At 63.5% G+C, this 8,418-nt stretch carries 7 protein-coding genes; 2 read left to right on the top strand and 5 right to left on the bottom strand.

The genetic code is table 11. From position 1 onward, the window contains the following. From EOC93_RS13880 to EOC93_RS13860, 5 genes are all read right to left on the bottom strand, one after another. The coding region (locus EOC93_RS13880; RefSeq protein WP_206532234.1) for a DHH family phosphoesterase at positions 1-932 on the bottom strand (932 nt) is incomplete at its 3' end. A gap of 61 nt (positions 933-993) precedes the next feature. Further along, the gene (gene glpX, locus EOC93_RS13875) at positions 994-1,977 is read right to left on the bottom strand and encodes a class II fructose-bisphosphatase (protein WP_126106357.1); all 984 of its coding nucleotides are present in this window, start codon (positions 1,975-1,977) and stop codon (positions 994-996) included. A gap of 141 nt (positions 1,978-2,118) precedes the next feature. Beyond that, positions 2,119-3,432: a homoserine dehydrogenase gene (locus EOC93_RS13870; RefSeq protein ID WP_126106356.1), complete on the bottom strand. Its 1,314-nt coding sequence runs from the start codon at positions 3,430-3,432 to the stop codon at positions 2,119-2,121. 47 nt (positions 3,433-3,479) lie between these two features. Continuing rightward, positions 3,480-4,697 (bottom strand): LL-diaminopimelate aminotransferase, encoded by a 1,218-nt coding sequence (locus EOC93_RS13865; RefSeq protein ID WP_095485414.1) that lies wholly within the window; start codon positions 4,695-4,697, stop codon positions 3,480-3,482. Between the two features lie 56 nt (positions 4,698-4,753). Continuing rightward, positions 4,754-5,146: a hypothetical protein gene (locus EOC93_RS13860; RefSeq protein ID WP_126106355.1), complete on the bottom strand. Its 393-nt coding sequence runs from the start codon at positions 5,144-5,146 to the stop codon at positions 4,754-4,756. 98 nt (positions 5,147-5,244) lie between these two features. On the opposite strand from EOC93_RS13860, the gene phaC reads away from it, so the two are divergent. Both phaC and EOC93_RS13850 read left to right on the top strand, forming a co-directional pair. After that, positions 5,245-7,080 (top strand): class I poly(R)-hydroxyalkanoic acid synthase, encoded by a 1,836-nt coding sequence (gene phaC / locus EOC93_RS13855; protein ID WP_127204891.1) that lies wholly within the window; start codon positions 5,245-5,247, stop codon positions 7,078-7,080. Between the two features lie 338 nt (positions 7,081-7,418). After that, positions 7,419-8,378, top strand: coding sequence for a D-Ala-D-Ala carboxypeptidase family metallohydrolase (locus EOC93_RS13850; RefSeq protein ID WP_245461457.1), 960 nt, complete (start codon positions 7,419-7,421; stop codon positions 8,376-8,378). The last annotated feature ends 40 nt before the right edge of the window (positions 8,379-8,418 follow it).

Below are 8,418 nucleotides of genomic sequence, written 5' to 3'. Positions count from 1 at the left end.
CCGCGGGCATTGATGCGCGGGCCGATCAGATAGGCCAGATGGAAGGTGCTGACCGGCTCGCCGATGCGCGAGACCCGCGCCAGCGCCGCCAGTCCTTCGTTCCTCTGCTGGCGCGCCATCTGCAGCCCTTTGACCACGAAAGCGCGGTTGACGCCGGTCAGCGGCACCACGTCGCAAACGGTCGCCAGCGCCACGAGGTCGAGCAAGCCAAGCAGATCCGGCGGTGCGGCATCCGGCAGCCGGTCGCGCAGGATCTTCGCCGTCTGCACCAGAGCCAGGAAGACGACGCCGGCGGCACAAAGATGGCCCTGCCCCGAAAGGTCGTCCTCGCGATTGGGATTGACAACCGCTACCGCCGCCGGCAACGGGCCGCCTAGCTGGTGATGGTCGAGCACTACGACATCGGCGCCGGCAGCCTTCGCCGCGTCGATGGAAACGGCGCTATTGGTGCCGCAATCGACGGTGACGATCAGCGTCGCGCCGCGCGAGACGAGCTCGCGCATGGCTTCCGGATTGGGGCCGTACCCCTCGAAGATGCGGTCCGGGATGTAGATCTCCGATGGCACGGAGAAATGCGCGAGAAACCGCTTGAGCAGCGCCGATGAGGCCGCGCCATCGACATCGTAATCGCCGAAGATCGCCACCTTTTCCCCGGCAACGATTGCCGCGGCGATGCGGGCAGCGGCCTTGTCCATGTCGGTCAGCGACGCCGGGTTCGGCAAAAGGTCGCGGATGGTCGGATCAAGGAACCGCTCGGTCTGCTCGGCGGTCACGCCGCGTCCGGCAAGGACGCGCGCGACGATGTCCGGCACGCCATAGCCTTGCGCTATGGCAAGCGCGGTCATGTCCTGCCGCTCGGTCAGCCGGTGTTCCCAGGAAACACCAGTGGCCGACTGCCTTACATCGAGGAAGATACGGTTTTCGCCCGTCATGCGACGCGCCGTCTGCGGATTGTCATTTCTCACAATATGCGACGGCTAGCCGAGTCGGGAATCAAAACTTTTCCAGATCCTGGTGCCTTGCTTTGATCTCGCGCACGGTTCGTGACGACGAGCGCAGCACGATCGTATGCGTGGTGATGGAATTGCGGCCGAACTTGACGCCGGCCAGCATGTTGCCGTCGGTCACGCCGGTTGCGGCGAACAGCACATCGCCGCGCGCCATGTCTTGTGTGCGATAAACCCGCTTCGGGTCGGAAATGCCCATCTTGGCCGCGCGCTCCACCTTTTGCGGCGTGTCGAGGATCAGCCTTCCCAGAATCTGGCCGCCGGTGCAGCGCAACGCTGCCGCTGCCAGAACGCCCTCCGGCGCGCCGCCGGTGCCGAGATAGATGTCGATGCCGGTTTCATCCGGATCGGTGGTATGGATGACGCCGGCGACGTCACCATCGCCGATCAGCCGGATCGCAGCGCCCGTGGCGCGCACCGCTTCGATCAGCGCGCCATGGCGCGGCCGGTCGAGGATGCAGGCGGTGATCTCCGACACCGCCACGGCCTTGGCCCTGGCCAGGCTCGCGATGTTTTCGGCCGGCGAGGCATCGATGTCGATGACACCGTCCGCATATCCCGGGCCAACGGCGATCTTGTCCATATAGACGTCGGGCGCGAACAGGAGGCTGCCCTTTTCCGCAATGGCAATGACGGCCAGCGCATTGGGCAGGTTCTTGGCGCAGATCGTCGTGCCTTCGAGCGGATCCAGCGCGATATCGACCGCCGGGCCTTTGCCGGAGCCGACCTCTTCGCCGATGTAGAGCATCGGGGCCTCGTCGCGCTCGCCCTCGCCGATCACCACCGTGCCGTTGATGGCGAGACGGTTGAGCTCCTCGCGCATCGCGTCGACTGCGGCCTGGTCGGCGGCCTTTTCGTCGCCGCGTCCGCGCAGCCTGGCCGCCGCAACCGCGGCGCGTTCGGTGACACGCACCAGTTCCATGGTGAGTATCCGGTCAAGGCCGGCGACGATGTTCTGGGCAACGTTCATCGGTGGACAATCCTCGTTGGTGCATTGCCTCCCGCCAGAGGCGCGCTGGTTGTGTCAAAGCTCCATGACAACAGCAAGACCTGAGCGGGTCTTTTTTGAAAACACAACGATATCAATCGATTGAAAGGAAAGCGTAAATCTCTACTCTGCCCGCTCGATGCGAATGACTTGAGGCTTGTCGGTCAGATGGTCGTCCTTAGTTATGCCTTCGACGGCCTTGCGCACCGCAGCTTCTGTCGTCTCGTGGGTGACGAGGATGACCGTCTTCTGCAAAGCGGTATCCGGCCCGGCGGCGTGCTGCACGATCGATTCCAGCGAAATGTCGTTGTCGGCCATGCGCTTGGCGATGGCGGCAAAGACGCCGATGCGGTCATGCACGGTCAGCCGGATGAAATAGCCGCCGGCATGGCTGCGCATCTGCGCCTTCTTGTAAGGTCGCAATTCCTTCGCCGGCAGGCCGAAGACCGGACCGTGCTGGAAACCGGGCCGGCTCTTGGCGATGTCGGCAATGTCGCCGACCACTGCCGATGCGGTGGCATTGCCGCCGGCACCGGGACCGGAGAGCAAAAGCTCGCCAAGGATGTCGGTTTCGATGGCCACCGCATTGGTGACGCCGTGCACCTGCGCGATGACCGAGGCTGTCGGCACCATGGTCGGGTGCACGCGCTGTTCGATACCGCTTTCCGTGCGCTGGGCGACGCCGAGCAGTTTAATCCGGTAGCCGAGATCGCCGGCCGCTCGGATGTCGGCCTGGCTGATGTTGGAAATGCCTTCCATGTAGATGTCGTTGGCGGCAATCCTCGTGCCGAAGGCAAGGCTGGTCAGGATCGACAGCTTGTGCGCGGTGTCGTGGCCCTCGATGTCGAAGGTCGGGTCGGCCTCGGCATAGCCCAGCCGTTGCGCGTCCTTCAGGCAGGCGTCGAACGACAGGCCTTCGGCTTCCATGCGGGTCAGGATATAGTTGCAGGTGCCGTTGAGGATGCCGAAGACACGGGTTACCGAATTGCCGGCCATCGCCTCGCGCATCGTCTTGATGACCGGAATGCCGCCCGCCACCGCCGCCTCGTAATTGAGCAGCACGCCCTTCTTCTCAGCGATCTCGGCCAGCGCCACGCCATGCTTGGCGAGCAGGGCCTTATTGGCGGTGACGACGTGGCGGCCGGCTTCAAGCGCCGCTTTCACGGAAGAGCGCGACGGCCCCTCGTCGCCGCCGATCAGCTCGACGAGGACATCGATGTCGGCGGTCTGCGCCATTCCTACCGGATCGTCGAACCACTTGGCCGCGCCAAGATCGACGCCGCGGTCGCGTTTGCGATCGCGGGCCGAAACGGCTGCCACAACGACCTCGCGGCCGCATTGCCGCGTCAGTTCCGCCGCCTTGTCGCGCAGCACACGCGCCACCGACGCGCCGACGGTGCCGAGACCGGCAATTCCAACACGCAACGCTTCAGCCATGTCCGGCGACGCCCCTCAAGGATTTGGTCGATGTGATATCGGGCAACTCAACGATGCGCGGCGAGCGGCACCACATTGTTGGGCTGCTTGGCGCTGGACGCCAGGAAACGCTTGATGTTGCGCGCCGCCTGCCGGATCCGGTGCTCGTTCTCGACCAGCGCGATGCGCACATGGTCGTCGCCGTGCTCGCCGAAGCCGACGCCCGGCGCCACCGCCACGTCGGCGTGCTCGATCAGAAGCTTGGAGAATTCGAGCGAGCCGAGATGCTTGAACGGCTCCGGTATCGGCGCCCAGGCAAACATCGACGCCGCCGGCGCAGGAACAGTCCAGCCGGCGCGGCTGAAGGCGTCGACCATGACGTCGCGGCGCTTGTGGTAGATATCGCGCACTTCGGCGATGTCGGCGCCGTCGCCGTTGAGCGCGTGCGCGGCCGCCACCTGGATCGGCGTGAAGGCGCCATAGTCGAGGTAGGACTTGACCCTGGTCAGCGCCGAGATCAGCCGCTCGTTGCCCACGGCAAAACCCATGCGCCAGCCCGGCATGGAAAAGGTCTTCGACATCGAGGTGAACTCGACCGCCACGTCGATCGCACCCGGCACCTGCAGCACCGAGGGCGGCGGATTGCCGTCGAAATAGATTTCCGAATAGGCAAGGTCCGACAGGATGATGATGTCGTTCTTCTTGGCGAAGGCCACCACGTCCTTGTAGAAATCGAGCGAGGCGACCTGCGCCGTCGGGTTCGACGGGTAATTGAGGATCAACGCCAGCGGCTTCGGGATCGAATGGCGGATGCCGCGCTCCAGCGCCGGAATGAAGCCATCGTCCGGCTCCACTTGCAACGAGCGGATGACGCCGCCCGACATGATGAAACCGAAAGCGTGGATCGGATAGGTCGGATTAGGGCACAGGATCACGTCGCCGGGCGCGGTGATCGCCTGCGCCATATTGGCAAAACCTTCCTTCGAGCCCAGCGTCGCCACCACTTGCGTGTCCGGGTCGAGTTTCACGCCGAAACGGCGGGCATAGTAACTGGCCTGGGCGCGGCGCAGGCCGGGAATGCCGCGCGACGACGAATAACGATGCGTGCGCGGATCGCGCACGACCTCGCATAATTTGTCGACGATGGCCTTGGGCGTCGGCAGGTCCGGATTGCCCATGCCAAGGTCGATGATGTCGGCGCCGCGCGAGCGGGCACTGGCCTTCAGCCGGTTGACCTGCTCGAAGACATAGGGCGGAAGCCGGCGGACCTTGTGAAATTCTTCCATATCAATTCCAGAGGTGGGTCAATTCCAGAGGTGGTTTTCGGTCGCGCGATATAACCCTATTTGCAGGTAGGGTCGAGGGCGGGATCGCATTTGGCTTCGATCTGCTTCAGTGCATCGGCGCCGTGCTGCTTTGCCAGCGCGTTCAGCGTCGCCGGGTTCGTCACCCTGACAGCGCCGCCTTTCGAGCCTTGGGTCTGCTCGTCGGCCTTCAACTGGGCGAGCTTGGCGTTCTTTTCCGCGTCGGTGAACTGCTCCGCCGCCACCTTCGGCGGAATATTCAGGTTCGGATAGGTGCCGGTATCCTTCGGCCCGTCGGTAGCCGAGACCGGCGTGGCGCCTTCGATGTTGGTGCTCGAACAGCCGGCGATCGCCAGCAAAACGACCGCCGCGCCCATGCGGCAAAAACGACCAGTGCCAGAAAAACCGGTTTCGCCAATATTAATCGTCATATTGTTTCCTTAGGCAGCCGAGGTAGAGCGCATTGGACCCTGTCGGATGTCCCATGATAATATGTCAAGAAAACGCTTCGGGAGGAACCCCGCCAACCATGTCCAAAACACCCGATTCGGGCAAAGCGGAAGATGACCGGCCTTCGACCGTCGAGCAATATCTGGTGAAGGACCCGGAACGCTTCGCCTTGAACATGGCGCGCATGATCGAGCAGGCCGGCAAGGCGGCTTCCGCATGGGCCGAGCCGCGGGAAAAAGGCGAGGTGCGCGACCATGTCGCCGAGCCGTTCGTCGACATGGTGAAAACCTTCTCCAAGCTCAGCGAATACTGGCTTTCCGACCCGCAGCGCGCGCTGGAGGCGCAGACGCGGCTGTTCTCCGGCTATATGACCGTCTGGGCCAACTCCATCCAGCGCATCAGCGCCGGCAGCGAAGATGCCGACGACGCGGTCAAGCCCGAGCGCGGCGACAAGCGTTTCCAGGACCCCGAATGGGGCCGCAACGCTTTCTTCGATTTTCTCAAGCAGGCTTATCTCGTCACCTCGCGCTGGGCGTCCGAGCTGGTCGAGCACGCCGATGGCCTGGACGAGCACACCCGCCACAAGGCCAGCTTCTACGTCAAGCAGGTGGCCAACGCCATCTCGCCGTCGAATTTCATCCTGACCAACCCGGAACTGTTTCGCGAGACAATCGCCTCGAATGGCGAAAACCTAGTGCGCGGCATGAGGATGCTGGCCGAGGACATTGCAGCCGGCAAGGGCGACCTGAAACTGAGGCAGGCCGATTATTCGCCCTTCGAGATCGGCAAGAACCTGGCCACGACACCCGGCAAGGTGGTGGGTCGCAGCGATGTCGCCGAGATCCTGCAATACGATCCGGCGACCGAGACCGTGCTCAAGCGGCCGCTGCTGATCTGCCCGCCATGGATCAACAAATTCTACATTCTCGATCTCAACCCGCAAAAATCCTTCATCCGCTGGGCGGTCGAGCAAGGCCACACCGTTTTCGTCATCTCCTGGATCAATCCTGACGAGCGGCACGGCACCAAGAGCTGGGAGGCCTATATCCGAGAAGGCCTGCAATACGGTCTGGACACGATCGAGAAGGCCACCGGTGAGAAGGACGTCAACGCCGTCGGCTATTGCGTCGGCGGCACGCTTATGGCGGCGGCCCTGGCGCTGATGGCGCAGGAAGGCGACCACCGCATCAAATCCGCCACCTTCTTCACCACCCAGGTCGATTTCACCTATGCCGGCGACCTGAAAGTGTTCGTCGACGAGGAGCAGGTCGCGGCCGTCGAAAAGGCGATGAACGAGAAAGGCTATCTCGACGGCACCAAGATGGCGACCGCCTTCAACATGCTGCGCTCTGGCGACCTGATCTGGCCCTATGTCGTCAACAACTACATGCGCGGCAAGGATCCGCTGCCCTTCGACCTGCTCTACTGGAACGCCGATTCGACCCGCATGGGCGCGGCCAACCATTCCTTCTACCTGCGCAATTGCTATCTCGAGAACAGACTTTCGCAAGGCATGATGGAGCTGGCGGGCCGCGTTGTGTCGCTGAAGGACGTCACCATCCCGGTCTACAACCTCGCCTCGAAGGAAGATCACATCGCGCCGGCGCTTTCGGTTTTCCTCGGCTCGAAATATTTCGGCGGAGAGGTCGATTACGTCATGGCCGGCTCCGGCCACATCGCCGGCGTCGTCAATCCGCCGGCGGCGCAGAAGTATCACTACTGGACCGGCGGCAAGCCGGCGGGCGACTTCGACCAGTGGGTCGCCAACGCCACCGACCATCCCGGCTCCTGGTGGCCGCACTGGCAACGCTGGATCGAGGCCAGGGACAACACCCGCGTGCCGGCCCGCAAACCCGGCAAGCGCATGAAAACCCTGGGCGACGCGCCAGGCACCTATGTCAAGGTGCGTGTGTAACCTTCTGTAATGTGTGGTGAGTTGACGCGCCGGTAAAAGAGGACGAAATGGTGTCGTCAACCCTTAACTAGCCCCGATTCCTCTCTAGCCGTCGAAATACTCTGGGGCTTGCGGATTTGACACAGGTCTCGTTTCCGTTCGGGGACAAGGAATTATTTCGGCGAGACGTTGCGACGCCGCGCCAATGCCGTACCGGCCGGACATCGAGGGGGAATTTTGTTTTGAAATCAGCAGGATCGCGCCTCGCGAAGGGAGAACGCCGCGCCATTGCCGCCGCGCTTTTCTCCGTGCTCCTGGCGTCCTGCACCTCGGCCGGCGACCCGTCCCTGTCGGTCGGCATGCCAGGGTACAACGCCTCGGCTACGGACATCAGCACCGCCTCCGGCACGCAACAGGTCGCCGCCGATTCGTCGTCGCAGATCACGACTTCACAGATGACGATGACCGCCGAGGGCGATGCAAGCCTTCCCGAGCAGGTCGCTTATGTGCCGATGGCGAAGCCGGGCACCCAGGAGGGCGCCAAGTCCGATGCCGGCTTCCCAGTCACGGCTCCTGCGGGTGCCGAAGCGACTGCGGGCCAGACGCCGCAGCCACAGGAACAGTCCGCGCAGACGGTTGAGCAGGTCGACGCTGCTACGCAGAAGACACAAACAGCCGATGCCGGCACGGCCGCGCCGAAGTCCAAGGCCGAGGCCTCCGCGCCGGCGATGAACAATCCGGTCTATGTGACCGCTGGAGAGCCGCAGCCGCAGCCGCAGGCCTATGCGCCGAAGAAGAAGGGGTTCCTCGCCTCTTTGTTCAGCGCCACGCCCGCCTCGGCGGCACCTGCTCCGCAGGCCAACAACAGGTCGGGCGAGCAACCGGCGACCGCTCAGCCCAAGGCGGAAGCGGCAAAACCGACCATCACTTTGGCCTCGGCCAAAGCGGCTGTAAAGCCGGCGCAACTGGCTTCGATCGGCGATACCAGCCATTTCACCGACGACGCGCTGCCTGGCGTACGCAAGACCGCACTCTTCGAGATCAAGCGCAAATCCGGCCTCGACGACGAGAGCGACGTCGATTTGAACGAGGATGAAGGCGGCGCCTATCAGGTGGCATCCGCCGCCGGCCTTGCCCGGTTGGCACCCAACGGCCTTTTGAAGCAGACCGAGAATGTCGATGTTGCTTGCCTGAAGCCTTCGCTGGTCCGCGTGCTGAAGACGATCGAGGGTCACTACGGCAAGAAGATGATCGTCACCTCCGGCTACCGCGACCCGGCCCGCAACCGCCGCGCCCGGGCATGTTGCGGATATAGCTAGCCAGTTGCGCTTTCGAGACGCCTGGAACCTGGATGTCGGC

It is taken from the genome of Mesorhizobium sp. M6A.T.Ce.TU.002.03.1.1, from assembly GCF_003997275.1.
Lineage (GTDB): Bacteria > Pseudomonadota > Alphaproteobacteria > Rhizobiales > Rhizobiaceae > Mesorhizobium > Mesorhizobium mediterraneum.
This window is presented reverse-complemented; position numbering and strand designations above follow the sequence as displayed.

Bases quoted from the DNA above. Each gene is read 5' to 3' on its own strand.
- glpX (WP_126106357.1), bottom strand. From the start codon at position 1,977: ATGAACGTTGCCCAGAACATCGTCGCCGGCCTTGACCGGATACTCACC.
- EOC93_RS13870 (WP_126106356.1), bottom strand. From the start codon at position 3,432: ATGGCTGAAGCGTTGCGTGTTGGAATTGCCGGTCTCGGCACCGTCGGC.
- EOC93_RS13865 (WP_095485414.1), bottom strand. From the start codon at position 4,697: ATGGAAGAATTTCACAAGGTCCGCCGGCTTCCGCCCTATGTCTTCGAG.
- EOC93_RS13860 (WP_126106355.1), bottom strand. From the start codon at position 5,146: ATGACGATTAATATTGGCGAAACCGGTTTTTCTGGCACTGGTCGTTTT.
- phaC (WP_127204891.1), top strand. From the start codon at position 5,245: ATGTCCAAAACACCCGATTCGGGCAAAGCGGAAGATGACCGGCCTTCG.
- EOC93_RS13850 (WP_245461457.1), top strand. From the start codon at position 7,419: ATGCCAGGGTACAACGCCTCGGCTACGGACATCAGCACCGCCTCCGGC.